Source organism: Frankia sp. CcWB2 (assembly GCF_977927585.1).
Genome location: NZ_CDWRCM010000093.1, coordinates 1 through 1,773, shown reverse-complemented (window position 1 = coordinate 1,773; position 1,773 = coordinate 1). Strand labels below are relative to the sequence as shown.

General features: G+C 66.6%; 2 protein-coding genes. Both read right to left on the bottom strand.

The window, feature by feature from the left end:
- Positions 1–646: ATP-dependent Clp protease proteolytic subunit (locus ACY45C_RS11635; RefSeq protein WP_462187630.1), on the bottom strand; the 646-nt coding region annotated here is incomplete at its 3' end.
- 489 nt (positions 647–1,135) lie between these two features.
- Positions 1,136–1,714: a MerR family transcriptional regulator gene (locus ACY45C_RS11630; RefSeq protein WP_462187629.1), complete on the bottom strand. Its 579-nt coding sequence runs from the start codon at positions 1,712–1,714 to the stop codon at positions 1,136–1,138.
- Between the last annotated feature and the right edge of the window lie 59 nt (positions 1,715–1,773).

Here is a 1,773-nt window from a genome sequence, read left to right as displayed (position 1 = left end):
TGACCACACTGGGTACCTGATCCACCCGGGCGACCACGTGATCGACGAGACCATACTCCTTGGCCTCCTCGGCCGTGAACCACCGGTCCCGGTCGGAGTCGGTCTCGATCTGCTCGACGGTCTGCCCGGTGTGGAAGGCAATTCGCTCCTGCAGCGTGCGCTTGGTGTACAGCATCTGCTCGGCCTGGATAGAGATGTCAGCAGCGGTGCCGCCGATGCCGCCGTGCGGCTGGTGCATCATGATCCGGGCATGGGGCAGCGCGTATCGCTTGCCCGCCGTGCCGGCGCAGAGCAGGAACTGCCCCATCGAACCGGCGAGACCCAGCGCGACCGTCGCCACGTCGTTTCCGACGTACTGCATCGTGTCATAAATCGCCATGCCGGCGGACACCGAGCCACCCGGCGAATTGATGTAGAGGTAGATGTCGGCCGCGGGATCCTCGGCGGCGAGCAGCAGCAGCTTGGCGCTGATCGCGTTGGCCACCGCGTCCTCGACCACGGAACCAAGGAACACGATCCGGTTCTCGAGGAGCCGGCTGAACACCTGGTCGTCCGCGGAGCCGAGCCCGGGTGCAGCGGCCTGCGCGGTAGCCCGGTGCGGACCCCCCGGCCCGGCCTGCGTGAGGCGCGGAAAAGATTCGATCATGGTACGTCCTCCCGCCGGCCGTCGGGAATGGGTGCGAGCACGATGGGCCGGCGTCACCAGCGTTGCCGGGAAATCCGCGCCCATGGCGCTGATCTGCTGGCGGCAGATCTGCTCACGGCAGACGCGACGTCCCGTGGAACGACTCCAGCGACCTTCCCCAAGGGGATACCGGACGACGACGCCTGCCCGGCCAGTCCCGGATCCCGTGGCGCCCCCGCCGGATCGTCCGGTCCACCCGGGCGGCACCCGCCGACCCTCGACCCGTGTCGAGCCGACCGCCGGAGGGTGTCCCTGCCTGGGAAGGCCGCAGTTTGGTGACGAACCCCAGCCCCGGACCGTCACCGATCTCCAGCAGCGCGGCTCGACCACCACGGGACATGAGGCACCACGGGACATGAGGTCACGCCACCGCGGCCAGGCCGGTGGGGGGCGCTGTGCCTCGTGATGCCGGCCCGGATGGCCCGGGCGGGCCGGGTAGAGCGGGCCGGGTCAGTTCTCCTCGGGCCCGAAGGGATCATCGAGAAAATCGAGGAACGAGCTGTCCAGGCGACCGGGACCAAGATCGCCTTGATCAACGACGTCCCGGCGATCCGGGCTTTCCCGCAGCGACCGGGCGGTATCGTCCCGCAGGCCAATCATGAAGTCCTCGGCGAGGCGCACCTGTTCCTGCAGGGATGCGAGCTTCTCCTCGGCCAGGGTAACCCAGGTTCTCAGCCGTTCCCGCAGTTCCCTGCGATGATCTGGGGCAAGATCGGGCTGGCCGATCCGCTCACGCAATGTGATGAGAGACCGCATCTCCTCGAGCGTGAACCCCAGCGGTTTCATCTTCTTAATGAGGAAAAAACGGTCGAGTACGTCGTCGTCGTACAGCGGGAAACCACCCGCTGTGTGGCCTACCGGCGCGAGCAGGCCAGCATCCTCGTAGAAGTGGGCGGTACGCAGGGACAAGGTCACCAGGGTGGCAACGTCACCGATCCGGTAGCGGCCGTCACAGGCATCGGCGGAAGATCCGGCGCTGCTGGTTATGGGGACGTAATGAAGTAACAAATACGTGATCGAGAGCATCATCGCAGGTCACAGGCCTGTGGAGGGCTCGCAACGCGCAAGTCCTTTCATCTCGACTCCTA